This window comes from Streptomyces sp. NPDC043176, assembly GCF_056436715.1.
This window is the reverse complement of the sequence record NZ_JBWKCA010000004.1, coordinates 1-24,905: the sequence shown is the minus strand read 5'-3', so window position 1 is coordinate 24,905 and position 24,905 is coordinate 1. Positions and strand designations below refer to the sequence as shown.

Here is a 24,905-nt window from a genome sequence, read left to right as displayed (position 1 = left end):
CGGGGGCGGCCGTCGCCCGGACCTGGTACGGGGGCCGTCGGCTGTCCTTCTGTCAGGGCGCGGGGGCCGGTCGGAAGCTCTGCGAGAGGGTGCCGTCGCAGGTGCGCTGGACGAGCTGGACGCCGGTGGTGGCGGAGCCGCCGGCGGTAAGACACTTGCCGCTGTGGCGGGCGACGAAGTGGTAGCGGCCGGACGGTTCGGCCACCGGCAGCCACTGCTGGTTGGTGCCGCCTCCGTAGGCCACAGCTGGAGCGGCGCGCCGTCGGCCGGCGACCGGTCCACGACGTCGAGCACCTGCTGCGGGGCGTTGCGTACGCCGACGCGGCTGTAGCCGTCTGTCGTGGGCGTGAAACGGAACTGCTGCGCCGGGGTGCCGTTGCACGCGTACTGCTGGACGGCGGTGCCGTTGGCGGTCGCGGCGGCGCGGGCGTCGAGGCACTTGCCGCTGCCGGCGTTGACGACGGTGACCGTGCCGGTGGGGACGTCCGCCGCGACGGCCGAGGGCGCGGCGGAGGAGGCGGGGGAGACGGCGACGAGGGCCGACGACAGGGCGGCGCTCGCGACGAGGACCCCTCCCAGGCGGCGGGGGTGCCGCCCGGCGCGTGCGGGGCACGGACGCAGGGCGTTCCCCGGGTGGATGGCGGGCGGGGGCGCGGCGGGCATGCGCGCTCCTTGAGGGGGTGGGGAGGCGTGCCGGGCTGCCGGGCGCACCGGGGTGCCCCCTGGAATCTGCCGGGGCGCGCGGGGGCACCGGGACCGGACGTGGAAAGACCGGACGCGGGCGGAGTGGTCGCTGAGGGACCCGACGCGGGCGGAGTGGCCTCTGAGAGACCGGACGGGGAGGGGGCGGAGCGCGGGTCAGCCGTTGTAGGCCGCGAGGATCCGGGTGAACTCCCAGGCTTGCTGGCCGATGCCGGAGCACGTGTCGGCGCCGCCGCCGGAGCACGGACGGTCGCGGTTGACGGACCAGAAGGTCAACCGGGCGAGGTGACGCTGCTGCGCGTAGGCGAGGATCGTGCGGAAGTCGGCCTGGGTGATGGTCTCGCCCACGTCGGTGACACCGTTCATCGAGGAGATGCCGGTGTGGCGGTAGGCCTGGTCGTCGCTGTAGCCGTACGCGTTTTTCACGGCGGTCTTGAGCCCCTCGGCCGCCCGTACGGTGAGGGTGCCCATGTTCTGGCCGTTGCCGCCGAAGTCGAACGGCATGATGGTCCAGCTGTCGACCGTGAGGCCGGCCGCGGCGGCGCGGTTGATGAGACCGGTGTCCGGACCGTTCTGGCCGGTGCCGAAGGTGACGTACACCTTCAGCCCGGGGTTGGCGGCCTTGACGGTCTTCAGGGCGTTTACCGTGCGCTGCTGGACGGTGGGACTGTCGTAGGCGGCGGCCTCGATGTCGATGTCGACGGCCTTGAGGCCGTACGCGTCGATGACCTTCTGGTAGGCGGCGGCGAGCTCACCGGCACTGGAGCAGGAGCTCTCCAGCTTGTTGCCGCTCCATCCGCCGAAGGAGGGGATGACGTCGCCACCGGCCGCCCGGACGGTGGCGACCGTCTGCTGGTCGACGCCACCGAGGAGGGGGCGGCCGCCGTCCCACTGGGGGTTGCAGTAGCCGTTGCTGAGGACGAAGGCGAGGGTGAACCACTTGACGCCGGTGGCGTTCATGACCGTCGTCGGGCTCGGCGGGCTGCCCCAGCCGTTGTAGAGGTACGGAGCGACGGCCATGGTGCCGCCGGGCGGGGGCTCGGTCCCACCGGCCGGGGGCGCCGTCCACTTCTGGTTGGCCGCGCCGGTGCACGTCCAGATCTGCAACCGGGTGCCGTTGGCCGAGCTGTTGCCGGTGGCGTCCAGACACTTGTCCGCCTGCGGGTTGACGATGTCGCGGGCCGCGGTCACCGTCCAGCGTTGCGCCCCGGAGCCGTTGCACTCCCACAGTTGCACGGTCGAACCGCTGGCCGTTCCGCCCGAGGTGACGTCCAGACACTTGCCGAGGGCCTTGATGGTGCCGTCGGCGCCGACGTCCCAGTTCTGGGCGGCGGTGCCGTTGCAGTCGTAGAGCTGGACGGCGGTGCCGTTGGCGGGGTTGGCCCCCGCGACGTCGACGCACTTGCCGCCGAGTCCGGTGATCCGGCCGGCGGCGGCCTCGGCCGGGGTGGTGGCGACGGCGAGACCGCCGGCGGCGAGGGCGAGGGCCGTCAGGGTGATGGGCAGGCGGGTGCGGCGCATGGGGGTCCTCTCGGGTGGGGGCGGTTCGTCGCTGAGACGTGGTGCCGGAGGAACGCTGAGCCGGAGATGCAGTTCATGTACATGAACTGCGTTTTGCTTTCTGGGCGATGAAAGTAAAGGTCTGAACCATGCCAGTCAAGACGCCCGGCATTCATGCCTTGAACGCACAATGCCGTTGTGTGGTGGTGGAGTTGGGAATTGCTCAGTGTTGAGGTGAAGTCTTGGCGGCATGTGTGCGCGAGTCGGGGTCGCGCTCGGCTGGCCGCGAAGACGGGTTGCTCCTCGGTCGCCTTGCCGTGCCGTCCATGGACCAGAACGCAGGACGCCCCCACCGCCGGCGCGTGCGCGGCTCGGCGATGGGGTGGTGTCGGTGGTGGGTCCTCGTGTCGTGCGGGTCCCCTGGTGGTGCGGGTCCGGTGTGGTGTGGGTCCCCGGGTGGTGCGGGTCCCGGTGTGGTGCGGGTCCCGGTGTGATGTGGGACCGGGGCGCGACCCGTACGACCGCTTCAGCGGCGTGCTGTCGGGCCGTCGTCCCGGTGGTCCTCGTGTGCGAGCGGCCCGTTCACGGTTCGATGAGCGCGTCCACCACGGCCCGGGCGACGCGGGCGGCCCGTTCCGGCGTCCAGTAGGCCGGGTCTTCCAGGGTGGAGACGTAGTAGCCGCGGGTCAGCAGTGAGAGGAGGTCCGCGGCGAGTCCGGCGTCGGGCACTCCGGCGGCGAGGGAGGCGTCGAGGAACTCCTGGCGCGATTCGCGCGGCTCGTGGCGGTCGACGCCGTGAGGGTCGGAGTGGGCCGAGGACAGCATCTCGACCCAGAGGGTGCGGAGCAGGAGGTCTTCCGGGTCCGTGCTGAGGTGCCACGCCACCGTGGCGCGCAGCCGGTTCGCGCCGATCAGGTCGCCCAGGTGGGCTTCGAGGTCGGTCCGCCACCGGGATTCCGCCGCGCGCACCGCGTTGGTGATCAGCGCGCTCCGCGTGGGCACGTAGTTGGTGACCATCGCCGTGGATCCGCCGAGTTCCTTGGCCACCGCGCGGATCGTGATGGCGCGGGCGCCGTCCCGGGCGGCGACAGCGAGGGTCGCCTCGGCGATGGCCTTGAGGCGCTGGACTTCGTCGACGTCGATCGGCATGGAAGCAACCTAGCTCAGAGGGGGTTGACGTTGAACTCACCGTGATGCAACGCTGTTATATCACTTTGTTTTATCAAGGTTCACTTCCCTGGAGGGCTCATGACCCTTACCGTCCGACGCGTCACAGCGGAGCCTGTCCCTCCGCAAGCCCTGCAGCACATGGTGCGCATGCGCGACGGAGTGCTTCTGGCGACCGACGTCTACGGCGCCCGCGAGGAGACGCCGGCACCGACCGTCCTGGCGCGCGTCCCGTACGACAAGAACAGCCGGTACGTCTTCTTCGACAGGATCGCGGAGCGGTTCACGGCCCGCGGCTACGTCGTCGTGGTCCAGGACGTCCGCGGCAAGTTCCGCTCGCAGGGCGAGACCCTGGGCTGGACCGGAGAGGTCGACGACGGGTACGACACCCTGGAGTGGATCACCCGTCAGCCGTGGTCCGACGGGACCGTCGGCATGTTCGGCGACTCGTACTACGGCTTCACCCAGCGGTCGGCGGTCGCCGGCCAGCACCCCGCCCTGCGTGCCATCGTCCCCCGGGTGACCTGCACCAACAACGGCCCGGGCATCGCCAGTTACGACGCCGGATCCGGCCCGCAACCCCCGTGGCTGGAGGCGGCCGCCTACCAGGCGCAGATCTGGACGGACAACCACGGCTACGAGTTCGACGCCGACCTCACCGCGCGCCCGCTCGCCGCCGCGTACGAGGAGGCGTTCACCGCGATCGGGAAGCGCTCGCGAGGCTTCGACCTCATCCTCGGCGGCATCCCGCTCGCCCCCTACAACGGGCCGCATCCCTACGACGCCCGGCCGGTCCCCGTCCTGCACTGCGTGGGCTGGTTCGACAACCTCGGCATCGCCCACATGCGGGACCACGCCGAGCTGGCGCGGCGCCCCGGATGGGCCGCCGTGCAGTACCTCATCGCCGACGCGATCGACCACGAGAACTACCGCCTGGAGGACGCCCCGGTCGCGCCCGCCGACGACCACATGACCGACGCCGCCGCCCTGGAGCGCCTGCTCGACTCCACCACGGGTCCCGCCGCCGACTTCTTCGACGTCTTCCTCAAGGGCGTCGCCCGCCCCGAGTCGCTTCCCCGGGTGCGGTGGCAACTCGGCCATGTGGGCTGGCGCACCGCTTCGGCGTGGCCACTGCCGGAGGCGCAGACGACCGAGTGGTACCTGGCGGAGCCCGCGGCCGCGACCGGCGCGGTTCCCGGCGGCCGACTGGCGCCGCACCCCACCGCCGCCACGGAAGAGGCCCCATGGCGATACGACCCCCACGATCCGGTGCCGTCCGCCGCGCCCGACACCTTCCAACAGCTGCGCGAGCACGCCGACGAACGACGCACCCTCCGCCGCGCACCTGCTGGGAACGGACGACACCGGACGCGACCTGCTCTCCCGCCTCGTCGCCGGAACCCGGGCCAGCCTCACCGCCCCCGCCGTCGTCATCGCCGTCTCCACGACGCTCGGTACCCTTCTCGCCCTGGTCGCGGCCTGGTCCGGAGGTCCGCTCGACCGTTTCGTCTCCGGGGCCCTGGACATCGTCTTCGGCTTTCCGGGACTCATCCTGGCCGTCCTCGCCGCCGCGGTCTTCGGCGCGGGCCTCACCGCACCGATCGTCGCCCTGTCCATCGCCTACCTCCCCCTGATCACCCGCGTCGTCCGGTCCGCCGCGATCAAGGAGTGCCGACTGCCCTACGTCTCCGCGCTCCAGCTCCTGGGCGCTCCCACCGCCCGCATCTGGCTGCGTCACCTGCTGCCGAACCTGCTGCCGCTGGTCCTCGTGCAGGCCACCATCGGCTTCGGATACGCACTGCTCGACGTGGCCGCGATCTCGTTCCTCGGCCTCGGCAGCCGGCCGCCCGACCCCGAGTGGGGACTGATGGTCTCCAACGGAGCCCCCTCCATCCTCGCCGGCCAACCGCAACAGTCCCTGTACGCCGGCATCGCCATCCTGGCCGTGGTCGTCGCGTTCAACCTGCTGGGGGCGGGGCTGTCCCGACGCCTGCTCGGAGAGAACCCATGAACCCGAAACCCCTCCTCCGCATCGATACCCTGAGGATCGACCTGCCCCTGGAAGGGGCCCTGCGGACCGTCGTGCACCACGTCGACGTCAGCATCCCCGAGGGGGCGGCCGTCGCGCTGGTCGGCGAGTCCGGATCCGGCAAGTCCCTGACGGCCCGCTCCGTCCTCGGCCTGCTGCCCCCCGCCGCCCGCGTCCACGGCGAGGTGCTGTTCGCGGGGGAGCCCGTCCAGGCGATGAATCCCGCACGTCTACGGGCCTTCCGCGCCGCCGACGTCGCCATGGTGTTCCAGGACCCCAGGGCGCACATCAACCCCGCCCGCGGCATCGGCGACTTCCTCATCGAAGGACTGACCACCGCACGAGGCGTCCCGGCAGCCGAGGCGACCACGAAGGTGCTGGCGATCCTCAGGGAGGTCGGCATCGCCGACGCGGACCGGCGCATGCGACAGCGGCCCCACGAACTGTCCGGCGGACTGCTCCAGCGCGTCATGATCGCCGCCGCACTCGCCGCCGAGCCCCGCCTGCTGCTCGCCGACGAACCGACCACCGCCCTCGACGTCACCACACAGGAGGAGGTGATGGCCCTCGTCGGCGAGGCCCGCGAAGCGCGCGGGCTCGCCCTGCTGTTCATCACCCATGACCTGGAACTCGCGGCGGCCGTCTGCGACCGGGTCGCGGTCATGTACGCGGGAACCACCGTCGAGGACCTCCCCGCCGAACGTCTCCGCGGCCGTGCCGCCCACCCCTACACGCGCGCCCTGCTCGCCTCCCGCCCGTCGCTCGACGACGTCCACGCCGAACTGAGGTCCATCGCCGGCAGGCCCCTCTCCGGATTCGAGGCACCGGACGGATGCGCCTTCGGCGGCCGCTGTCCGCGCGTACAGGACCGGTGCCGGAGCGACCGTCCCCGCTCTGCCCCGGCAGGCGCCGGTACGGCGGCCTGTCACTTCCCCCACCCGCCCTCGCCCGAGGAGACCGGCAGCCATGCTTGAGGTACGCGACCTCCGCAAGGAGTTCGGCGGCTTCGTCGCCGTGGACGACGTGACCTTCTCCCTGGCCGAAGGAGGGTCCCTCGCCGTCGTCGGCGAGTCGGGATCGGGCAAGACGACCACGGCCCGCATGGTCGCAGGCCTCGAGACCCCGAGCGGCGGACACATCGTCGTCGCGGGTGAGGAACGCCGGCCGGGGCGGCTCGGGTCACGCGAGCGCCGTGCCCGCGGCCGCCGGATACAGGTGGTCTTCCAGGACCCGTACGCCTCGCTGGACCGCCGCCAGCGTGTGGGCGACGCCGTCGCGGAGGCGGTGGCCCTGCACAGGGACCAGCCCACCCACCGCCTCCGGGCCCGCGTCGCCGAACTGCTGGACATGGTGGGCCTGGACGACCGGCAGGCACGGTCCCTGCCGAAGGCCCTCTCGGGCGGACAGCGTCAGCGGGTCGCCATCGCCCGCGCGCTGGCGGCGGAGCCACGGGTCCTGATCCTCGACGAGGCCGTCGCCGCTTTGGACGTGTCGATCCAGGCCCAGATCCTCGGCCTGCTCGCCCGTGTCCGCGCGGACACCGGAACCGCCCTGCTGTTCATCACCCATGACCTCGGCGCCATCCGGCACATCAGCGACGACGTCCTGGTGGTGCGAGAGGGAAGGGTCGTCGAGCGCGGCCCCGTCGGGACGGTCCTCACCCAGCCACAGGACCCGTACACGCGCCGTCTCATCGACTCCGTCCCGAAGCCCGGCTGGACGCCGCGCGGCAGGGCGGGCCGAACCACCGCCTGACCCACGGGTTCTCGTACGCCCCTGCTGCGGGCCGGCGCGCCGGAGGCCCCCGCACACCCCTCAGTACGGCAGATCGGTCCACAGCGACGTACCGCTGTGGACCGATCCGTCTGTGCGCGTCCGCACTTCCTCTGCGGGTCGGACGGCGTGGCCGATCCAGCGCCGCAGCGCCACCAGGGTGGAGTCGCCCAGCCGGCACAGGTCCGCGATGGCGTCGAGGTCACCCGGAGCGGGTGCGACGCCCACGGCGGTGAGCGTGGCATGCAGCTCCAGGCGGCGACGGTCGGACGGCTCGAGGGTGGCGGACGGACGGTCGGACGGCTCGGGCGCGGGCGGAGGACAGTCGTCGGATTCCATGACGCCGCATGCCATCGGCGTCCATTCGGGCAGGTCGTGCACGAGCGCGGCGGGGAAGCGGTAGGGGTCGAGATCCCGCGGCCCGGTGGTGCCCGTGGGGAAAGCCTGATAACCAGTCACGTCTGCCTCCTCGGTCGTCATGCGCTTGCAGAGGACGACGGAAGGTGCGGCGGGGACAGTTGCGAAGTACCGCGGACACCACTCGAATGCCCTCTACGGCATCTCGTCACAAGAGCGATGAACCCACCGCCCCCGGTGACGGGCCCGGGGTCGTCCACGGCGGCCCGCCGCAGGCAGACGTGCCCCCGCCGGTCGTCCGACCGGTCGGGGGCACGTGCGTGCGAGGAGTCGGAGCCGGTCAGCCGGCCTGGGACAGGGAAAGGGAGGGCCGGGTGCGCGTCGTCCGCTGCTCGATCGCGGTGGCGACGTGGAGCAGCAGGTCTTCCTGGAAGCGGCCGCCGATCAGCTGGACGCCGGAGGGCAGCCCGTCGCGGATGCCGGTCGGGACGGACACGGCCGGGAAGCCGAGCACGGGGACCGCCTGCATCGGCCACTGAGCGGCCAGCAGCTCGCGCACCCGGGCGTCGCCGGCGAGGTCCGCGTCCTGCTCGAAGGGCGGCTCGGCGGAGACCGGCGTCAGCAGGATCCGGTCCCCGCCCAGATACCGCTGGAGGCGGCTGACGAGGGTGCCCCGGCGGGCGTACCCCCGGATGTAGTCGGTGAGCGCGGGCTGCTCGCCCCACGTCTCCGCGGCGGCGGCGAACGAGGAGGCGAGCGAGACGCGGACGGTCTCGTCGCCGAACAGCTCGATCTCGGACATCATCGTCTTCAGCTCCTGGTAGAGCAGGAGCGACCACAGCCGGGCGGCCTCGTCGAGCAGGGGGAGCTCGACCTCCTCGACCTCGTGGCCGGCCTCGGCGAGCCACCGGGCCGCGTCGTCGACGGCGGCGTCCACGACGGGGTGGGGCTTGACCTCCGCGGCGCGGACGACGGAGACCCCGACCCGGCCGGGCTCGCCCAGCGGAGGGCGCACCGGAAGACCGACGGGATCGGTGAGGTCCGGCGTCACCATGGCGTGCAGGCCGAGGCGGACGTCGTCGACGGTCCAGCCGAGCGGTCCGTGGACCGCCATCGTCTGGAAGGACAGCGGGCTGTCGAACTCCTCCGCGCCGCGGGGCTCCACGCCGGGCACCAGGCCCATGGTGGGGCGCAGGCCGACCGCGCCACAGCAGTAGGCGGGAAGCGGATGGACCCGCCGATGTCGTTGCCCTGGGCGATCGGCGTCATTCCGGCGGCGACGGCGGCGGCCGCGCCTCCGGAGGAGCCGCCGGGGGTGTGGCCGGGGTTGAGCGTCCTGCCGTGCAGGTCGTTGCCGGTGAACCAGCGGACGGCGAAGGCCGGGCTGTTGCTGCGTCCCGGCAGGGTCGCTCCGGCGCGGCGCAGACCGGCGACGCAGACGGCGTCGTCCTGGGCCACGGCGTGGGCCCAGGCGGGGACGCCGTGCGAGCTGGCGTATCCACGCTGAGAGGTGTTGATCTTCGTGGAGACCGGCACGCCGTGGAGCGGCGGAAGGTCGGCGCCGGCCGCGACCGCGGCGTCGGCTGCGGCCGCCTGGGCGAGCGCCTCCTCGGGCCGGACGTCCACCAGGGCGTTGAGCGCCGGGTTGGTCTCCTCGATGCGCGCGAGGAACGCCTGGGCGACCTCGGTCGCGGAGAAGGACTTCTCGCGGATTCCGGCGGCCAGCTCGGCGGCGGAGCGGTCCCACAGCGGCCTGTCGCCGGGGGTGTCGGTCATCGTCGTCTCCTGTGGTGTGGGGCGGGGTGGAGAGGGCCGGCAGGTCAGTCGTCCGTGCCGCCGAGGTGGGCGGCCCAGGACATGCCCATGTAGGCGAACGACGTCGGTGCGCCGCTGACGCGCTTGTTCATGAACATGCGTTCGTGTGTGGTGGCCAGGAAGACCGCGGGAGTGGTGGGCGTGAAGAGTGCCTGGGCCTCGGCGTAGGCCTCGGCCGACGCGGCCGGGTCGGACGAGGTGCGGGCCCGGTCGAGCAGGCGGGTCACGTCGGGATCGTCGTAACCGGTCCAGTTGAAGATGCCACGGGGGGTCACGCTCTCGGCCACGTACGACGCCGGGTCCGGCATGGTGACGTAGCCGAACGTCAGGACGAGGTCGAGGCCCTCGCGGACGGCGGGGTCGTAGAAGAGGGAGGACATCTCGGTCGGCTGGAGCTGCTCGATCTCGATGTCGACGCCGATCTTCCCGGCCGCCGCCTGGATGAACGTCATCGCCTGCAGCCCGCGCTGGTCACCGGCGGGAAGGGCGGCCACGAGGGGGCGGGAGACCGGTCCGGCCTGCGCGGCCAGCTTCCTGGCCTTGTCCACGTCGGGCTTCGGCACGGCGGGCAGTGCGGCGTAGGCCGCGTCGAACCGGGCGGCGGCCTTGTCCCCGTGCCAGGTCAGGGGCGGGACGAGCGACTTCAGGGTCGTGGCGTCGCCCCCGAAGACGTTCCTGATCAGCGCGTCGCGGTCGATGACCTGCGACAGGGCGTCCAGAAGACGGCGGTCGGCGGCGGGGGAGTCACCGCGTGCGGGGATCAGCAGCACGTTCTGCGTGGACGGGCCGAGGTGGATCGTGCCGCTGTCCGCCCGGCCGAGCACGGTGGCGCTGGTGGGCGGCAGCTCGTAGGTGCCGTCCACTTCCCCGGACAGGAGCGCGCCGGTCAGCGTGTTGCTGTCGGTGATGAACCGGAACTCGACCTGCTTGGCCTTCGGCTTCAGCCCGGGGTCCCAGTAGGAGGCGTTGCGCTCCAGGGTGATGGCGGCACCGGACTTCCACGGGCCCAGTCGGTACGGCCCCGTGCACATCAGGCCGCCCTTGGCGGTGCCGTACCCGGAACCCGCCTTCTCGACGTACGCCTTCCGGCTGACCGCGCTGAACGACGTGGCGAGCGCCTTGGGGAGCGTCTGGTCGTAGGTCCTGGTGGTGAGCGTGACCTGGTGCGGGCCGGTGGCCTTGATCGAGGTCACGGCGGCGAGGTAGTCGCCGTACAGCGCCTGGGTCTTCGGATCCCTCTGCCGTTCGAGACTGTGGATCACGTCATCGGGTGTCATCGGCGAGCCGTCCCAGAACCTGACGTCGGAGCGCAGGTCGAGCACCAGGGTGTGCCCGTCGGTCCAGGCGACCTTCCGGGCGAGTCCGGGACCCAGGGAGAAGTCGGCGTTCATCCGGGTGAGGGTGTCGCACAGGTTCGCCTCGACGGTCTGGGGCGAGTAGTCGCCGGTCTTCGCCGGGTCCAGCGTCGTCGGCTCGCCGTAGGGAAGCGCCCAGGTCACCCGGTCCACCTCGGCGGTGCCGCGAGGTGTGGTGGTGGTGAGTGCGGTCGTGCGGGGCCGGACGCCGCCGGGGTCGCCCGCGCAGGCGGTGACGGCGAGCAGGCCCACGCCCGTGAGTGCCGTCAGCATCGTTCTCTTCGCAGCCATGACCGATGTGCTCCTTGCCGAGAGGAGTGAGGGGGAGGGGTCCGACGCTCGCGAAGGGCGGCTCGGCCGGCGCAGCGTCGTAAATGAATGTCATATAACGCTGTTGCATGTCACGCTCGCATCTGGTGAGCTAAGGCGTCAAGAGCAAGTCCGCCGTCACCCCGCGCCGCGTGAACGAGCCACGCCGCCCCACGGAACCGGAGACCCGCACCATGTCCTTCACTCCCGCCCTCGACTTCGCCTTCGAGATCCGCGCCCAGGTGGCCGAGACGCTCCACATCGGCCACGGCGACGGAGAGGTCACCGAGTTCACGCCCATCGTCGGAGGCAGCGTGGACGGCCCCCTGCTGCGCGGCGAGGTCCTGCCCGGGGGAGGCGACTGGAGCAGCATGCGCGGCGAGGTCTGCGAACTGGAAGCCCGCTACCTCCTGCGCGCGGACGACGGTTCCGTCATCGACATCGTCAACCGCGGCTTCTACCGGCCCAAGGCCGACGGCCCGGACCAGTTCGACGGAGAACTCCAGGTCACGGAGGCCGGCCACTACTACCGGACGTCGCCGGTCTTCCGGACGGACGCCCCTGCCCACCGCTGGCTCGCGGAGACCGTCTTCGTCGGCCTCGCCCGCCCCGACGGCGACGACGCCGTGATCATCCGCATGTACGCCCTCCGGTAGGCGACGGCGCGGCCGGCGACCGGCCCACGCGGCCCCGCCCGGCCGCCTCCGGGGCCGTCGCCGGGCAACGGCGTGAACCTGCCCGACTGGCACACTGAGGCCGAAGCGCGCCACCGCACAGAGGACCCGGACGCCCATGCCGAACCCACTGGACACCCCGGACGCGGTGGCAGCCGCGGCCGAACCGCTCGAGGACCTGCTGGACGACCTCAACCACGTGCCGTCCCTATGCCTGTTCCCCGTGATTCCGGTGACCGGGGTGACGTTCGGGCACGACCGGATGAGAAGTCTCGCCCAAGCCGTGTACGACGCGGGGGCCGGCGGGCATCAGGTCAGGACGTCGGTCGTCCCGTTCGAGTCACCACAGGCCTGGCGGGGCATCCTCCGCCGACAGGTGACCGAAGGGTTCATGCAGCCCACCCGCAGGTACGCGGACCCCAGTCTGCGCACGCCCGCCGAGATCCGGCGGGCGGCCGAACTCGCCGACGGCCTCGCCGACGTCGTCGAAGCCCACCTGGGGCCCGTCCTGAGCTCCGGCGACGTCGACGGCCCGCACGCGGGCGACATCCGGTGGCGCAACCTGCTGCTGGTCACCGGCGACTGGGCCACCGTCCTGCACCTCGGAATTCGCGACTGACCGCACGCACCACCGGTAGACCGGGACCGCTCCTCAGCGGCCCGTGTCATCCGCGACCCCCGCCCGACTCGCCACATCCCGGCGGCCCCGATGCACGGCGGACGGCGGTGTCGCCGCCCGTGGCAGCGGTCGCTCCGGACGCCGGGGCGACCAGGGACTCGTCCGAACGCGGCGCGGTAACCTCGCGTCATGGCCGAGGCATCAGTGGCGCGGTTCTACGACGAACTGGCCGACGACTACCACCTGATCTACTCGGACTGGGACGCGAGCATGCGTCGCCAGGGCGACGCCTTGCACGCTCTCATCGGCCGGGATCGCACCGCCGTGCTCGACTGCTCCTGTGGAATCGGCACGCAGGCGATCGGCCTGGCGCTGCGTGGCCACCAGGTCACCGGGACCGACCTCAGCCCCCGCGCCGCCGCCCGCGCGGCCCGGGAGGCCGCCCGCCGGAGCACGACCCTGCGCACGGCCGCCGCCGACATGCGGCATCTCCCTTTCTCCGACGCCCGGTTCGATACCGTCGTCTGCGCCGACAACGCGCTGCCCCACCTGCTGACGGAGCGGGACGTGCGCGCAGCACTCGGCGAGATGCGCCGAGTGCTGCGTCCTGGCGGCCGGCTGCTGGTCAGCACACGCCCTTACGACGAGCTGCTCCGCGACCGCCCGGAGTCGACGCCTCCGCAAGTCCACCAGGCCGCCGACAGCACGGAACGAACCGTCACCTTCCAGCTCTGGCACTGGCGCGAGGACGGTGAGCACTACGACTTGGAGCACTTCCAGCTCCACCCGGCGGGCGGAGAGTGGCGCGTCCAGGTCCGGCGGAGCACCTACTGGGCACTCGGCCGGGACCGACTGTCCGGCCTCGCGACGGAGGCCGGATTCGCTGACGCCGCATGGCGGATGCCGCAGGAGACGGGCTTCTTCCAGCCGCTGCTCGTGGCCCGCGCCGACGCATAGCCCATTCCACGGGCCGGTGCGGGTCCGTCGGCGCAAGCCCCGAGCCCGCGTGGGGCGGCTCCCCCTCCCCGCGCCACCAGGGGGAGGTCCAGGCAGCCGGTCGTGCGCCGTCACTCGCGGCCGGTCGGCTACCTCGCGCGGACCGCGGCTTCGATGTCGGCGAGTCGGGCGGCGAGGATCTCCTCGAACGCGGCGGTGCGGTCCGCTCCGAGAGGACGGACATCGCGGGCGAAGTGGGCGAGGGCGGGGAAGCGTTCGGGGTCCGCGCCGGGTACGGCGACGCGGAACAGTTCCCTGCCCTGTTCGTACTCCTCCGGGGTCATGACGCCGACTCCGGCCTCGGAGGCGATCAGCGAGGCGATGAGGACCGCGAGCCGGTGGTAGCGCGTCGGGATCTCCTCGTCGGGCAGCCCCGACGCGCGCAGGGCCTGCAGCACCTCTTCCATGACCAGTCGGGAGCCGGCGCCCCCCGACGCGTACCGTCCCCAGACCGCGGCCAGCTGGGGCTGTGGGCCGAACGCCTCCCTCAGGCGCAGGGCCAGGGCGGTGAGGCGCTGCTTCCAGTCGCCCTCGGGCCGGTAGTCGTCTATGGAGGCTAGGAGGATCCGGTCGGCGACCGCGCGCAGTAGTTCGGTCTTGCTGCGGAAGTGCCGGCAGAGGCTGGAGGGGAACTCACTGGATTGCGCGGCGCTGGACGCCGCCATCGAGGACGTCCACCGTGCCGGGATGCCGGGCCTGTTCGCCGAGGTCCGAGACGGCGACCACGTCTGGCACGGCGCCGCCGGGGTCGCCGACGTGACCACCGGCCGCCCCGTCACCGTCGGCATGCGGCACCGCGTCGGCAGCCTCACCAAGACCTTCACGGCCGCAGCGGTTCTCCAGCAGGTCGAGAGCGGTCGAATCGGGCTCGACACGCCGATCGGCCGGTCCCTTCCGGAGCTGGTTCCCGGAGAACGCGGTGACGCGATCACGGTCCGCATGCTGATCAACCACACCAGCGGCCTTCCCGACTACCTGCCGTACGCCTACCCCTCCCTCAAGGCGTTCCCCGTCATCGCGGAGACCGGGCCCGAGAGCCTGGACGAGCTCCGACTCACGCGCTTCGACTCCGCCGAACTGATCGCGATGGGGGTCACCGCACCCGCGGTCGGCACCCCGGGCGGCACGCCGGGGGTGTACTCGAACACCCACTACCTGCTCCTCTGCAAGCTCCTGGAACAAGTGACCGGCACCACGGCCGAGCAGTGCATCACCCGGAACGTCATCGAGCGCGCAGGGCTCCGCCACACCGAACTCCCCTCCGGACCGTACGTCGAGGGGCCGCACTCGCACCTCTACGAGGCGTGGTTCGGCATGATCGACCCGCCGCGCGACTACAGCGTCCTCGACATGTCCTGGGTCGGGCCGTCGGCCTCGCTGATATCGACCGTCGCGGACCTCGACCGCTTCTACGGCCTGCTGCTCGCCGGGGAGATCGTCAGCCCGTCGTCACTGGAACAGATGCGGCGCACGGTCCCCGTCGTCTCCCTGGAAGGGAAGACGGGTGACTACGGCCTCGGCCTGCAACCGATGGAAGGCCCCGGCCAGGACACCTTCTGGGGCCATTCCGGCTCGGTCTGGGGCGGTGGGGCCCTGGCCATGACCCGCGCCGACGGCAAGCGGCAGCTGGCCATCGCGGTGAACATGCAGCGGTGGAACACACTCGACTCCACCGGCAAGCCGCAGCCACCCCCCATCGACGACGCGCTGGAGACCCTCTACCGCGTGGCGATGTACGGCTGACCGGGCAGGCGAGGCGGCCCCGGCACCGCCCGACGGGGTGCCGGGCGGTCGCGGTCGCGCCCACGACGACCACCCCCGATCCCGGCGTGAAGCCGCTCGTCGGCCGCAGCGGCAGCGAGGAGGGGACCCGACGGACGCGGCGCCCCACCCGCGGTGACCGACCTCAGATCGGCCTGCGCCACACCTCAGATCGGCCTGCGCCACACGGAGATGTGCTTCGCGGAGTCCTGGGCGAACGGGGCTCCGTCCCAGTCGGCGACACGACGTTCCAGCTCGAGCCCCGCGATCCGTGCCATCAGGTCGAGCTCCGCCGGCCAGGCGTAGCGGTGCCGGGAGTCGTCGCGGCGATAGCGGCCGTCGTCACCGTCGCGGGTGAAGTGGTGGGAGACGAGAATCTGCTCGACCGGGTCGACGGTGTCGAAACCGAGATGATGCTCGGAGACGTCGAACGGCACCGCGACCTGGCCGGGCGGCAGGAACCGCAGCGGTGGCACGCCCAACTCGATGACGAATCGCCCGCCGGGCGCCAGATGACGTGCGGCGTTGCGGAAGCACTCGACCTGCTCGTCCTGCGTGAGCAGGTTCGTGATCGTGTTGTAGACGAGATAGACCAGGGTGAACTCGCCGGGGACGACGGTGGTGGCCATGTCCCCGATGGTCACCGGGAGGAAGTCCTCGTCGATCTTGCGCCGCAGCACCGCTGCCATGTGCTCGGACAGTTCGATGCCCACCACCGGCACACCGCGTTCCCGGAGCGGAACGCCCACTCGCCCGGTCCCGATGGCGAACTCCAGCGCCCGGCCGTCTCCGGCGAGCTCGGCGAGGAAGTCGAGAGTCGGTCCGAGGAACGCGGCCGAGGACGCCTCCGCCTCCTCGGCGTCGTAGCGGTCGGCGGTCGCACGGGTCCACAGTTCACTACTCGTCACGGAAGCCACTGTGCCGGGCACCAGGGGCGCTGTCGACGCAATTACCTTCCATCGGCTCCGTACGACGTCCGGCGAAGACACCCTCGTCCGGGTCCGCACCGATCCGGGGCTCGTCCCTCTCACCGGGCGTGCGGCGCTCGGCGCCGACCGGCACGCTGACCTGGCAGGGGAGTACGCCGTCGCCGCCCGCATGCACCCCGGGTCGTCAACCCGTGGGTCAACGCCGGCGCGAGTGGTCAACCCGTGGGTCGATGTCAGGGAGCAGGGGCACCTGCCACCGTTCCCCCTGTGCCCACGGGCCGCCCGTGATCTGCCTGCCGGGCTTCCCGCGCAGGAACATGACGAGCCGTCACCACGAGAGGGACCATGACCACCACACCGTTCACCAGCCAGAACACCATGACGCGCCGCCGCATCCTGGGAGCCGCGCTCGCCGCCGGGTCCGCCGTGCCGCTCGCCGCCGTCGCCGGCCCCGCGCGGGCCGCGGATCCGGGAACGGCCGGCCCGACGCGACTCACGCTGCCCGCGCCCACCGGCCCGCACCCGGTGGGCACGGTGCACCTGCGTCTCGTCGACCGGTCGCGCCCGGACGACATAGCGGGACCCGGACGCTTCCGGGAGATGACGGCCACCGTCTGGTACCCCGCCCGGGACGTCGCGCGGTACCCGGTGGCGCCCTGGATGCCGGCGGGAGCCCTTCGGGCTTTCCTCACCGACGCGGGGTTCAGCGCGCTGGTCCCCTTGGCGCCGCTCACCTCCGGCCACGTGGGCGCCCCGGTGCGGCGGTCCGGCCGGCGGATGCCCGTCGTCGTGTTCTCGCACGGTGCGCACAGTCATCAGGGCGACCACACCGTCATGGTCCAGGAGCTCGCCAGCCACGGATACGCGGTGGTGACGGTGGCTCACCCGTACGACACCTACACCGATTTCCCCGACGGCAGGGTCGCCGTCCCGCTGTACGACCGGAAGGCTCCGACGCTGCCGGGGGACTTCGCCGCGGATCTGCGGTTCGTCCTCGACTGCGTCGAGCAGCTGGCCGCCGGCCGCAATCCGGACGCCGACCGACGACAGCTGCCGGTGGGACTGCTCGGCTCCCTCGACCCGCGGCGCATGGGTGCGTCGGGCTGGTCGAAGGGCGGGACGGCGACCGCCTGCGCGATGCTCGCGGACCCGCGCATCCGGGCCGGGTTGAGCCTGGACGGCCCGATGCAGATGAACCCGCCGCTGAGCGGCGACCTGGACCGGCCGTTCATGATGATGTCCGCCGTGTTCACCCGGGCCACGACCCCGCAGGCCGCCGCGTTCTGGTCGCAGCTGCGCGGCCGGCGGCGGAACATCGAGGCCCACGGCGCCGCCCACGTCTCGTACGGCGACAACGAGGCACTGTTCCCGCAGGTGGCGAAGGTTCTCGGATGGAGTGGGGAGCAGCTCCAGAGCGTGATCGGCACCCTCGACCCCGATCAGGCGGTGAGGATCCAGCAGGCGTACCCGCTCGCGTTCTTCGACGAGCACCTGCGCCACCGGCGAGGACATCTGCTCGACGGACCGTCCCCGGCCTTCCCGGCGGTGACGTTCCTGCCGTGAGCACCACCGGGCCCCGTCGCGTAAGGGCCCGTCACCGGCACATCGGCGCCGGACGGCAGGGCTCACGGGAACCGCCTGGCGATCGCCGACGCGATCTCGTCCGGTGCGTCCTCCTGGAGGAAGTGTCGCGCGCGGGTATCGCGACGACGTCGAGATCGGTGAACGAGGCGTGCATCCGCGGGATGCAGGCCCGGGGACGGAAGACCATGTCCTTCATTCCCCACACCGCCAGGACCGGCTTGTCACCGAGGAGGGCGGGCACGTACCGGGCGAGCCGTTCCAGTAGCGGGCGCGCGGCGCGGATCTCGTGGGGCACCCTCCTGACCCACGCCACCCGCACGCCGTGTCCGCGGAGGGCGACCATCCCCCCCGCCCACCGCTTCGTTCCCCCGCCTGGGCCTGCTCACGGCGCCGCTTCACGGTCGCCGTCCTAGGGTCGAGACATGCGACGCCCCCAGATGCACATGTCCAGTGAGGCCCAGGACGCTCTGCTCAAGGCACTGCAGCAGCTCCGGGCGGAGCTGAAGGCAACTCCGGAATTCCCCGCACACGTACTCGCGGCGGCGGAGGAGGCCAAAGCCGCGGTCCGCCTGCCGGACAAGGACGCCACTCACCTGCCGCTGTTCACGATCGACCCGCCGACCTCGAAGGACCTCGACCAGGCCATGTACCTGGAGCGGCGGCCCGGCGGCGGGTACCGCGTGCACTACGCCATCGCCGACGTGGCGGCCTTCGTCAAGGCCGGCAGCCCGCTGGACGCCGAGGCCCACGACCGGATCGAGACCCTGTACTTTCCCGACCTCAAGGTGCCGCTGTACCCGCCCTCGATCTCCGAGGGGCCGGCCAGCCTGCTTCCGGACCAGATCGTCCCCGCCCTCCTGTGGCAGCACGACCTCGACGCCGACGGCAACGTGACCGACTCGACCGTGAGCCGGGCCAAGGTACGCAGCCTGGCCAAGCTGAACTACGCGGCGGTGCAACACGACATCGACGCCGGCACGGCCGAGGAGCCCGTAACCCTGCTGCGCGAGATCGGCAAGCTCCGGGAAGCCGTCGAGGCCGCCCGCGGCGGCGTCTCGGTGAACCTGCCGGACCAGGAGGTCACCCTGGAGGACGGGTCGTTCCGGCTGAGCTACGCGGCGACACTGCCGGTGGAGGGCTGGAACGAGCAGATCTCCCTCATGACCGGAATGGCCGCCGCCCGGATCATGCTGGACAGCGGCACCGGGATCCTGCGCACCCAGAAGGAGCAGGACGACCAGGACGTGATCCGGCGCGTCCACGACATCGCGAAGCTCCTGGGCATCGACTGGAAGCCCGGCGTCCCGTACGCCGCCCTGGTCAACCGCCTCGATCCGGCTGACCGCAAGCACATGGCCTTCCTCAGCGAGGCCACCGCCATGCTGCTCAAGGCGGAGTACACCACCTTCCGCGACCACCACCTCCCCACGTACACGAAGCACGCGGCGATCGCGGCCCCGTACACCTACAGCACGGCCCCCCTGCGGCGCCTGGTCGACCGGTACACCGGCGCACTGTGCGTCGCCGCGTGCGCCGACCAGGCCCCGCCGACCTGGGTCCTCGACGCCCTGCACTGCCTGCCGTGCGACATGGCACGCGGGAAGGGGAAGGTGGCGGACCGCCGCGCCGTCGACCTGGTGGAGGCCGCGCTGCTCAAGGACCGGGTGGGCGAGGTCTTCACCGGCACGATCATCAACACCGACGCGGAGGACGACAAGCCGAAGGTGGGCATGGTGCACCTGGCGGACCCCGCCGTCATGGGCAAGATCACGTCCGGTGCCGAGCTCGGCCTGGGCGCGAGCGTCCAGGCCAAGCTCATGCGGGCCGACCCCCTCTTCTCCACCAACCAGAAGATCCTCTTCAACACGGTGTAGCGGCCCGTCACCCCCGCCGGGCCTGCCCACCCGCGCAGCACACCGCCGCGACGGGGGCCAGGGCCGGCGGCTACTTCACCGACAGAAGGTCGACGACGAAGATGAGCGTCTCGCCGGGGCGGATGGCGGCCCCGGCGCCGCGGTCCCCGTAACCGAGGTGCGGAGGGATGACGAGTTTGCGCCGCCCGCCGACCTTCATGCCCTCGACGCCCAGGTCCCAGCCCTTGATGACCCGGCCGCCGCCGAGGGGGAACTCGAACGTCTCACCCCGGTTCCAGCTCGCGTCGAACTCGTCGCCGGTGGAGTAGGCCACTCCCACGTAGTGGACCTCCACCTGGCTGCCGTTCGTCGCCTCGTCACCGTCTCCCACCTGAAGATCCGTGATGTCCAGGTGGTCGGGAGCGGGGCCTTCGGGCATGTCGATCTCAGGACGTTCCAGTGCCATCGCCATCTTCTCCGTCCGTGCTCCACCCCGAAACGGCGGGGGAGTCTGCTGTCGGCGCCAGACCTCCCGACGCGTCGAGCACCGACCCTAGTGACCACCCGGCCCGACGACACGGCAACAGGCCGGGACCGTGCCTCGCGCTTTCCGCGCCCCCGCGGCCCCAGCCCGGCGACGTCCTCCTGGCCGCCGGCATGCGAACGCCGTCGGCTCACGTGACGCGGCGGCCGACTCCGCCCGGATCCTCGGCGCCGACCGCCCGGGCACCCCTGCCACGGAGGACCACATCGTCCCCATGCGGGAGTCGCGCACCCGCACCGATACCGAACCAGGGCTGGACTGGCTCGTGCCGGGGAACAAGGACCGCAGCACCCGGGAGTTGCTCCAGGCCGAGGCCGAGGCCGTACGGGAGTGGCGCGGCGCGCTGTGCGGGTGGATAGCGCCGTGGGGATCACCGTCCAGGACATCGCGTGCTGCGAGGACAGCCCGGGATTCGTGGGGTCCGGGTACGCGGACGAGTACACCGTGGTTCCGGCCCGCCCCGGCGGCTGTCTCCGTCGGATCGCAGACGAGGAGTTCTTCGTCGACGCGAGCGGCCGTTACCCCACCCACCCACCCCGGCCGGGCGACGAATACCGGGTCGCTCACCCGATCGGCCCCGGCGCCAGGCCCTCCCGGGCCTCGCCGCACCGCCGTCAAAACTGCTTGCCGGTCTGCCAGGGGGCCGCCTATCGTCGGTCGGCCCGCACCGGTTCCGACCCGAAGGCCGTTGATGTCTGTCCGTCCCGCGGTCGCCCGCGACGCCGACTTCCTCTGGCGCATCCTGCTCGAGGCGTACAACTGGACCGGCGAGCAGCGGTTCACCGTCGAGCAGCTCGCCGCTGAGCCGCGCGCCGCGCGCTACCTCGTCGACTGGCCCCGCAGGGACGACTTCGGGCTCATCGCGGAGACCGACTCCGGCGCACCGATCGGTGCGGTCTGGGCCCGGCACCTCCCCGAAAGCGAGCCCGGATACGGGTTCGTCGCTCCGGACGTTCCCGAGCTGACCCTCGGCCTGCTGCCCGGCCACCGCGGCCGCGGACACGGCCGGGCCCTCATGGAGGCGCTGCTCCAGGCCGCCGCCGCCGAAGGCCCGGCTCCGGTCGCCCGCCTCAGTCTGAGCGTCGAGGACGGCAATCCCGCCGTACACCTCTACACCGCCCTCGGTTTCACCCGCGTCGGGCGTAACGGCGACTCGGACACCATGGTTCTGGACGTCGGGCCGGCCCTGAGGCAGATGACCCGTCGGAACGTGGTCCATGGGCGCTGACCTGGTCCGAGTCCGAGTCCAAGTCCGAGTCGAGAGTCGGCGCAGGGCGGTGGGGGCTGCGGCGATCACGCTCTTTGCCACGGAATGGTTGCGAACTGCGTCGTGCGGTCGGTCGTCGCAGACCAGCAGGAAGGATTCGCTCACTGTGTCCGATCCCCTTACGAGTTCGCCGAGGGGACGCCCCCGACCGCCTCGGGGTCATGTTCCGGAGGGGGTGGAGGCTGTCCGCCACGGGGTGGATGATGATGTGATGTCAGATGAGAGAACGGAACCGATGATGGAATTCACTGACCGGCAGGGTCGGTGTGTGATGCTCGACGACATCACGGACGAGAACTGGCGGAGTGTCGCCGATGTGGCCCCCGCTGACCACCAGCGCCGTTTCGTGGCTGCTCTCGGCGCGCGCTACCTGCTGCTCTCCCTGCGCGGCGGCGTGTGGAACTCCCTCGCCGTGCTGGCCGGCGAGGAGGTCGTGGGCCACGTCATGTGGGCCTATGACGACGAGGACGGCACCCACTGGATCGGTGGCATGATCGTCAACGCCGAAGAGCAGGGCAAGGGCGTCGGCCGTACCGCGGTGCGAGTGCTGTTGCGTCGCCTCGCGGCCCTCCCGGACTGCCGTGAGGTCCGCCTCTCCTACCACCCGGACAACGCTCCCGCGGCCGCCCTCTACAAGTCGCTGGGATTCGAGCCCACGGGCGACTTCGAGGACGAGGAGATCGTTGCCGCCCTGAGCGCCCCCTCGGCCGCCGCGGTCTGACGCTCACGCTCCCTGGGGGGCGACACGGCCTGTCGGAGGTCGGCAGCGACGGTGTTCACGATGCCGGCCTCCGACATCGGCGCGAATGAGGTCTGCGGGGGTTCCGCTGCCGACTCCGCGAGAGGGGACCATCGAGGAGCCGCTTGGGCCGGAACGCCAGAGTGGACCCACCAGCAACCCTGCCTGCCATCGCACCCCCTGCACCCACCTGGCGATGGGGGCAGCTCCTCCCGCATGACCCCACTGATTACATCCTCCGTGCTTCACCAGCGAGGCGAAACTCCACCAGCGAGGCAAAACTCCACCAGCAAGGCGAAGCTCCACCAGCGAGGCGAACGCTGCAGCCGCGCGACCCACCGGCCGTCGCCCGAGACCGTGGCCCTTCACCGCGCTCCGCGGCCGTCAGCCGATTTGCTCGGCCAGGGCGACGATGATGCCTGAGGGCCCACGAAGGTAACAGAGGAGGTAGACGTCCTCGTACCGTGCGACCTCACCGATGAGTTCGGCACCGTGCGGACGCAGGCGGGCGATGGTGTCGTGGATGTCGTCGACGGCGAACATCACCCGGTGCAGCCCCAGCGTGTTCGGCGGAGGGTTGTGCGACCCGTCCCGGATTACCGCGGGGGAGTGGTACTGAGCGAGCTCCAGCTTGCCGTGACCGTCCGGGGTCCGCATCATCGCGATGTCGCTGCGGACTCCGTCGAGTCCGACGGCCTGATCCGCGAAGAGGCCCTCGATCGGCGCCTTGCCTTCGAGTTCCATGCCCAGTTCGGTGAAGAAGGCGACGGCGGCGTCCAGGTCTTCGACGACGATGCCGACGTTGTCCATCCGTTGAAGCGCCATGACGGGTCTCCCTCTGTGTCGCGCGAGCCTTCGAGGCCACCGGTATACCGAAGGACGGCTGGCGGACCGTTCTCGACACCCGCGAAGCGGCTGAGTCACGGGGAAACGGCTCCCGGCCCGCATTGACCGTCGCCGTGCAAGCGCGCCCCCTCGACGTCGACTGGCGCCCGTCCTCGGCGCGGGCACGTCCTGCCCTCAGGTCGCGGCGCGGAAGACGTACGCCGTCATCGGGGCGGTGACCGGGCCCCAGGCGTGCCCTCATCGGGGCGATGACCGGTCCCAGGCCCAGACGTGCCGTCATCTCCTCGATGACGATCGCCCGGCCACTCGGCCTTCCGCCACGCCGCGCCTGGGCACGGCCAACCCGAAGGTGACCAAGGGCCTCGTGAGATCGGCGGCCGTCGCTCAGGATCGCGGCCGCCCGGGCCGGCGGCAGCTTCTAGGATCTACGGCATGGCAACAAGACTCGTGCAGATCAACATGAAGGCCGAGGACGACACCGCGCTCGGCCGGTTCTGGGCGGAGGCGCTCGGCTGGAGTGTCGACAGTGAGGGGCCCGGCGTCACCAATCTCGAACCCGTGGGTTTCTCCTATCCCGACCCCGTGGCCGTCTGCATCGACATCGTCGCCGACCCGGAACCCAAGACGGTGAAGAACCGGGTGCACCTTGACCTGGCCACCACTTCGGTCGCCCATCAGGCGGAGTTGGTCGGGCGCTTGCAGGATCTCGGCGCGACGCTCGCCGACGTGGGTCAGGGCGACGTCCCCTGGACGGTCATGGCAGACCCGGAGGGCAACGAGTTCTGCGTCCTGGAGCCCCGCCCGATCTACCAGGACGCCGGGCCGATCGCCGCCGTGGTGGTCGACTGTGCCGACCCGCGAGCGATGGCACGGTTCTGGAGCCAGGCGATGGACTGGACACTGCACGAGGTCACCGACGACCAGGCCGCCCTGCGATCCGCCAAAGGCGTCGGCCCCTACCTGGAGTTCATCCGCACTCCCGACACCAAGACCGTGTGGAACCGCGTCCACCTCGACGTCAGGCCGTACCCCGGTGACGACCTGGAAGCAGAGGTGGCCCGCCTGCGCGCCTTGGGAGCCACCGACCCCGGGATCGATCAGTCCGCCCTCCCGTGGACGATTCTGGTCGACCCGGAGGGGAACGAGTTCTGCGTCCTCACACCGCGCTGACCGCGGGTGGCGGCAGGGGCGGTTCGGGGCAGCGGGGGAAGACCGCGGGGTGGCAGGGACGGTTCAAGGCGGCGGAGGACGACCGCGCGGCGGCAGGACATGCCGCCGGAGACGGGGCGCCCCCAATGGCCATTCGCTTCGTGGCGCGTCAGACAGTGGGGTCCCAGAGGCCGGCGGCCTCACCGCGGGCGAGGTGTTCGGCGTAGACGCCGGCCTTCCAGGTGATGACGGAACGGCACTCCTCCAGCGCCTGGATCTGTGCGTCGACGCGTTGGCGATGGGCGTCGAGCAGGTCCAGGCGTTCGGTCTCGTTGCCGGGACCCTGCCGCACCAGTTCGGCGAACCGCTTGAGGTCGGCAAGCGGCATACCGGATTCCCGGAGCTTGACGCAGATCAGCAGCCAGTCCACGTTGGACGCGGTGTACTGCCGTCGGCCTCCCGGCGTGCGACGAACCGCTCCGATCAGCAGACCCTCGCGCTCGTAGAAGCGCAGGGCGTGCACGCTGAGCCCGGTCCGCGCGGCGACCTCGCCGATGCTCAGCGACTCCCCATGAGTCCCAGCGGATTTCATGCCACTCATGCCACTCATGCCGGTCCTGCCAGTCATCTCAGTCATGCCACCCATGCCACCCATGCCACCCATGCCGCTCAGCCCAGGACTTGATCTAGACCTTGCTCTAGATCGTAGCGTCAGCGACATGACCACTACTGATCAGCAGCCGCTCGGCTCGCCCTTCTCCGCTGCCACCACCACCGAAGACGTCACGGCCGGCCACAACCTCTCCGGCATGACAGCCCTGGTGACCGGGGGTTACTCCGGACTAGACGAGTAAGTCCGAAGTCTTCGGGCGCATGAAACGAGGGTCTCGTTGGTTCGTGTGTGACGACAAACCTCGAAACCCTCGCGACTGCACTG

General features: G+C 71.4%; 21 protein-coding genes and 4 pseudogenes. 14 read left to right on the top strand and 11 right to left on the bottom strand.

Annotated elements, in window-relative coordinates:
- Positions 1 to 52: 52 nt before the first annotated feature.
- The 3 genes and pseudogenes from AC067A_RS07280 to AC067A_RS07270 all read right to left on the bottom strand — a co-directional run.
- Positions 53 to 477, bottom strand: a pseudogene (locus tag AC067A_RS07280) (RICIN domain-containing protein); the annotation flags it as partial.
- A gap of 381 nt (positions 478 to 858) precedes the next feature.
- Positions 859 to 2,223: a ricin-type beta-trefoil lectin domain protein gene (locus tag AC067A_RS07275; protein ID WP_478615709.1), complete on the bottom strand. Its 1,365-nt coding sequence runs from the start codon at positions 2,221 to 2,223 to the stop codon at positions 859 to 861.
- 561 nt (positions 2,224 to 2,784) lie between these two features.
- Positions 2,785 to 3,351, bottom strand: coding sequence for a TetR/AcrR family transcriptional regulator (locus AC067A_RS07270; RefSeq protein ID WP_478615706.1), 567 nt, complete (start codon positions 3,349 to 3,351; stop codon positions 2,785 to 2,787).
- Positions 3,352 to 3,450: 99 nt separating this feature from the next.
- On the opposite strand from AC067A_RS07270, the pseudogene AC067A_RS07265 reads away from it, so the two are divergent.
- The 4 genes and pseudogenes from AC067A_RS07265 to AC067A_RS07250 form a co-directional block, all read left to right on the top strand.
- Positions 3,451 to 4,611, top strand: a pseudogene (locus tag AC067A_RS07265) (CocE/NonD family hydrolase); the annotation flags it as partial.
- Between the two features lie 22 nt (positions 4,612 to 4,633).
- Complete coding sequence (locus tag AC067A_RS07260) at positions 4,634 to 5,380, top strand: ABC transporter permease (protein WP_478616689.1); 747 nt, start codon at positions 4,634 to 4,636, stop codon at positions 5,378 to 5,380.
- Positions 5,377 to 6,372 carry an ABC transporter ATP-binding protein gene (locus AC067A_RS07255; protein ID WP_478616686.1) on the top strand — a complete coding sequence of 332 codons (996 nt, stop codon included), beginning with the start codon at positions 5,377 to 5,379 and terminating at the stop codon, positions 6,370 to 6,372. Before AC067A_RS07260 ends, AC067A_RS07255 begins: the two co-directional genes overlap by 4 nt.
- Positions 6,365 to 7,153 (top strand): ABC transporter ATP-binding protein, encoded by a 789-nt coding sequence (locus AC067A_RS07250; protein WP_478615704.1) that lies wholly within the window; start codon positions 6,365 to 6,367, stop codon positions 7,151 to 7,153. The genes AC067A_RS07255 and AC067A_RS07250 overlap by 8 nt, the downstream gene beginning before the upstream one ends.
- Positions 7,154 to 7,213: 60 nt before the next feature.
- Here AC067A_RS07250 and AC067A_RS07245 read toward each other — a convergent pair whose 3' ends face one another.
- The 3 genes and pseudogenes from AC067A_RS07245 to AC067A_RS07235 form a co-directional block, all read right to left on the bottom strand.
- Entirely contained in the window at positions 7,214 to 7,630 is a 417-nt protein-coding gene (locus AC067A_RS07245; protein WP_478615701.1) for a hypothetical protein, read from the bottom strand.
- Between the two features lie 238 nt (positions 7,631 to 7,868).
- Positions 7,869 to 9,304: pseudogene (locus tag AC067A_RS07240) on the bottom strand (amidase).
- Between the two features lie 44 nt (positions 9,305 to 9,348).
- Positions 9,349 to 10,989, bottom strand: a complete 1,641-nt coding sequence (locus tag AC067A_RS07235; protein WP_478615699.1) for an ABC transporter substrate-binding protein — start codon at positions 10,987 to 10,989, stop codon at positions 9,349 to 9,351.
- Positions 10,990 to 11,159: 170 nt separating this feature from the next.
- On the opposite strand from AC067A_RS07235, the gene AC067A_RS07230 reads away from it, so the two are divergent.
- From AC067A_RS07230 to AC067A_RS07220, 3 genes are all read left to right on the top strand, one after another.
- Complete coding sequence (locus AC067A_RS07230) at positions 11,160 to 11,663, top strand: DUF3237 domain-containing protein (RefSeq protein WP_478615697.1); 504 nt, start codon at positions 11,160 to 11,162, stop codon at positions 11,661 to 11,663.
- A 136-nt stretch (positions 11,664 to 11,799) separates the two neighbouring features.
- Positions 11,800 to 12,300 (top strand): hypothetical protein, encoded by a 501-nt coding sequence (locus AC067A_RS07225; protein WP_478615694.1) that lies wholly within the window; start codon positions 11,800 to 11,802, stop codon positions 12,298 to 12,300.
- 189 nt (positions 12,301 to 12,489) lie between these two features.
- Positions 12,490 to 13,257: a class I SAM-dependent methyltransferase gene (locus AC067A_RS07220; RefSeq protein WP_478615692.1), complete on the top strand. Its 768-nt coding sequence runs from the start codon at positions 12,490 to 12,492 to the stop codon at positions 13,255 to 13,257.
- 128 nt (positions 13,258 to 13,385) lie between these two features.
- On the opposite strand, the gene AC067A_RS07215 is transcribed toward AC067A_RS07220, so the two are convergent.
- On the bottom strand, positions 13,386 to 13,961 hold the full coding sequence (locus tag AC067A_RS07215) for a TetR/AcrR family transcriptional regulator C-terminal domain-containing protein (RefSeq protein WP_478615690.1): 576 nt from the start codon (positions 13,959 to 13,961) through the stop codon (positions 13,386 to 13,388).
- On the opposite strand from AC067A_RS07215, the gene AC067A_RS07210 reads away from it, so the two are divergent.
- The gene (locus AC067A_RS07210) at positions 13,933 to 15,039 is read left to right on the top strand and encodes a serine hydrolase domain-containing protein (RefSeq protein ID WP_478616684.1); all 1,107 of its coding nucleotides are present in this window, start codon (positions 13,933 to 13,935) and stop codon (positions 15,037 to 15,039) included. The two genes, AC067A_RS07215 and AC067A_RS07210, sit on opposite strands and share 29 nt — an antisense overlap.
- A 185-nt stretch (positions 15,040 to 15,224) precedes the next feature.
- Here AC067A_RS07210 and AC067A_RS07205 read toward each other — a convergent pair whose 3' ends face one another.
- Entirely contained in the window at positions 15,225 to 15,965 is a 741-nt protein-coding gene (locus AC067A_RS07205) for a class I SAM-dependent DNA methyltransferase (protein ID WP_478615687.1), read from the bottom strand.
- A 366-nt stretch (positions 15,966 to 16,331) separates the two neighbouring features.
- On the opposite strand from AC067A_RS07205, the gene AC067A_RS07200 reads away from it, so the two are divergent.
- Together AC067A_RS07200 and AC067A_RS07195 are read left to right on the top strand one after the other, a co-directional pair.
- Positions 16,332 to 17,549 carry an alpha/beta hydrolase family protein gene (locus tag AC067A_RS07200; protein WP_478615684.1) on the top strand — a complete coding sequence of 406 codons (1,218 nt, stop codon included), beginning with the start codon at positions 16,332 to 16,334 and terminating at the stop codon, positions 17,547 to 17,549.
- A 443-nt stretch (positions 17,550 to 17,992) separates the two neighbouring features.
- Positions 17,993 to 19,444, top strand: coding sequence for an RNB domain-containing ribonuclease (locus tag AC067A_RS07195; RefSeq protein WP_478615681.1), 1,452 nt, complete (start codon positions 17,993 to 17,995; stop codon positions 19,442 to 19,444).
- A gap of 70 nt (positions 19,445 to 19,514) precedes the next feature.
- Here AC067A_RS07195 and AC067A_RS07190 read toward each other — a convergent pair whose 3' ends face one another.
- Positions 19,515 to 19,889 (bottom strand): FKBP-type peptidyl-prolyl cis-trans isomerase, encoded by a 375-nt coding sequence (locus tag AC067A_RS07190; RefSeq protein ID WP_478615679.1) that lies wholly within the window; start codon positions 19,887 to 19,889, stop codon positions 19,515 to 19,517.
- A gap of 769 nt (positions 19,890 to 20,658) precedes the next feature.
- On the opposite strand from AC067A_RS07190, the gene AC067A_RS07185 reads away from it, so the two are divergent.
- Both AC067A_RS07185 and AC067A_RS07180 read left to right on the top strand, forming a co-directional pair.
- A complete protein-coding gene (locus tag AC067A_RS07185; protein WP_478615676.1) occupies positions 20,659 to 21,195 on the top strand; it encodes an N-acetyltransferase family protein in 537 nt (178 codons plus the stop codon).
- Positions 21,196 to 21,505: 310 nt separating this feature from the next.
- Positions 21,506 to 21,955 carry a GNAT family N-acetyltransferase gene (locus tag AC067A_RS07180; protein WP_478616682.1) on the top strand — a complete coding sequence of 150 codons (450 nt, stop codon included), beginning with the start codon at positions 21,506 to 21,508 and terminating at the stop codon, positions 21,953 to 21,955.
- Between the two features lie 402 nt (positions 21,956 to 22,357).
- Here AC067A_RS07180 and AC067A_RS07175 read toward each other — a convergent pair whose 3' ends face one another.
- Entirely contained in the window at positions 22,358 to 22,798 is a 441-nt protein-coding gene (locus AC067A_RS07175) for a VOC family protein (RefSeq protein WP_478615674.1), read from the bottom strand.
- 453 nt (positions 22,799 to 23,251) lie between these two features.
- Here AC067A_RS07175 and AC067A_RS07170 point away from each other — a divergent pair, with 453 nt between their 5' ends.
- Entirely contained in the window at positions 23,252 to 23,989 is a 738-nt protein-coding gene (locus tag AC067A_RS07170) for a VOC family protein (RefSeq protein ID WP_478615671.1), read from the top strand.
- Between the two features lie 148 nt (positions 23,990 to 24,137).
- Here the strand turns inward: AC067A_RS07170 and AC067A_RS07165 are convergent, their stop codons facing one another.
- Positions 24,138 to 24,560 carry a MerR family transcriptional regulator gene (locus AC067A_RS07165; protein ID WP_478615668.1) on the bottom strand — a complete coding sequence of 141 codons (423 nt, stop codon included), beginning with the start codon at positions 24,558 to 24,560 and terminating at the stop codon, positions 24,138 to 24,140.
- 127 nt (positions 24,561 to 24,687) lie between these two features.
- Here AC067A_RS07165 and AC067A_RS07160 point away from each other — a divergent pair.
- Positions 24,688 to 24,813 (top strand): annotated as a pseudogene (locus AC067A_RS07160) (oxidoreductase); the annotation flags it as partial.
- Positions 24,814 to 24,905: the final 92 nt, after the last annotated feature.

What these genes read in the sequence shown, in the direction of transcription:
- AC067A_RS07275 (WP_478615709.1), bottom strand. Translation starts at nt 2,223, where the DNA reads ATGCGCCGCACCCGCCTGCCCATCACCCTGACGGCCCTCGCCCTCGCC.
- AC067A_RS07270 (WP_478615706.1), bottom strand. Translation starts at nt 3,351, where the DNA reads ATGCCGATCGACGTCGACGAAGTCCAGCGCCTCAAGGCCATCGCCGAG.
- AC067A_RS07255 (WP_478616686.1), top strand. Translation starts at nt 5,377, where the DNA reads ATGAACCCGAAACCCCTCCTCCGCATCGATACCCTGAGGATCGACCTG.
- AC067A_RS07250 (WP_478615704.1), top strand. Translation starts at nt 6,365, where the DNA reads ATGCTTGAGGTACGCGACCTCCGCAAGGAGTTCGGCGGCTTCGTCGCC.
- AC067A_RS07235 (WP_478615699.1), bottom strand. Translation starts at nt 10,989, where the DNA reads ATGGCTGCGAAGAGAACGATGCTGACGGCACTCACGGGCGTGGGCCTG.
- AC067A_RS07225 (WP_478615694.1), top strand. Translation starts at nt 11,800, where the DNA reads ATGCCGAACCCACTGGACACCCCGGACGCGGTGGCAGCCGCGGCCGAA.
- AC067A_RS07220 (WP_478615692.1), top strand. Translation starts at nt 12,490, where the DNA reads ATGGCCGAGGCATCAGTGGCGCGGTTCTACGACGAACTGGCCGACGAC.
- AC067A_RS07215 (WP_478615690.1), bottom strand. Translation starts at nt 13,961, where the DNA reads ATGGCGGCGTCCAGCGCCGCGCAATCCAGTGAGTTCCCCTCCAGCCTC.
- AC067A_RS07200 (WP_478615684.1), top strand. Translation starts at nt 16,332, where the DNA reads ATGACCACCACACCGTTCACCAGCCAGAACACCATGACGCGCCGCCGC.
- AC067A_RS07195 (WP_478615681.1), top strand. Translation starts at nt 17,993, where the DNA reads ATGCGACGCCCCCAGATGCACATGTCCAGTGAGGCCCAGGACGCTCTG.
- AC067A_RS07190 (WP_478615679.1), bottom strand. Translation starts at nt 19,889, where the DNA reads ATGGCACTGGAACGTCCTGAGATCGACATGCCCGAAGGCCCCGCTCCC.
- AC067A_RS07185 (WP_478615676.1), top strand. Translation starts at nt 20,659, where the DNA reads ATGTCTGTCCGTCCCGCGGTCGCCCGCGACGCCGACTTCCTCTGGCGC.
- AC067A_RS07180 (WP_478616682.1), top strand. Translation starts at nt 21,506, where the DNA reads ATGCTCGACGACATCACGGACGAGAACTGGCGGAGTGTCGCCGATGTG.
- AC067A_RS07175 (WP_478615674.1), bottom strand. Translation starts at nt 22,798, where the DNA reads ATGGCGCTTCAACGGATGGACAACGTCGGCATCGTCGTCGAAGACCTG.
- AC067A_RS07170 (WP_478615671.1), top strand. Translation starts at nt 23,252, where the DNA reads ATGGCAACAAGACTCGTGCAGATCAACATGAAGGCCGAGGACGACACC.
- AC067A_RS07165 (WP_478615668.1), bottom strand. Translation starts at nt 24,560, where the DNA reads ATGAAATCCGCTGGGACTCATGGGGAGTCGCTGAGCATCGGCGAGGTC.